The following is a 574-nucleotide window of genomic DNA, read 5'->3' on the forward strand; positions in this document are numbered from 1 at the left end:
CCACCTTCACGGATAGCAAAACGAAGACCTTCATCCATCGCGATTGGTGCGATTAGAGTTACTGTCATCTTGATGTTATCACCAGGCATTACCATTTCTACGCCATCTGGTAACTGTACGTCACCTGTTACGTCAGTTGTACGGAAGTAAAACTGTGGACGGTAACCTTTGAAGAATGGAGTATGACGACCACCTTCATCTTTCGAAAGTACGTATACTTCTGAAGTGAATGTAGTGTGTGGGTTGATTGAACCAGGCTTAGCTAGTACTTGACCACGTTCAACGTCTTCACGTTTAGTACCACGTAGAAGTGCACCGATGTTTTCGCCAGCACGACCTTCGTCTAGAAGCTTACGGAACATTTCAACACCAGTACAAGTAGAACGAGTTGTATCATTGATACCAACAATTTCTACTTCGTCATTGATGCGGATGATACCAGCTTCAACACGACCAGTTACAACAGTACCACGACCCTGGATTGAGAAAACGTCTTCGATAGGCATGATGAATGGCTTATCGATGTCACGCTCTGGCTCTGGGATGTAAGTATCAAGTGCGTTTGCAAGCTCAA

At 44.8% G+C, this 574-nt stretch carries 1 protein-coding gene; it reads right to left on the reverse strand.

Translation table 11 applies throughout. The annotated features are described in order from the left end of the window. Positions 1 to 574: EF-Tu/IF-2/RF-3 family GTPase (locus GQR54_RS19455; protein WP_240918988.1), on the reverse strand; the 574-nt coding region annotated here is incomplete at both ends.

This window comes from Pseudoalteromonas sp. Z9A4, from assembly GCF_011378845.1.
Classification (GTDB): domain Bacteria; phylum Pseudomonadota; class Gammaproteobacteria; order Enterobacterales; family Alteromonadaceae; genus Pseudoalteromonas; species Pseudoalteromonas arctica.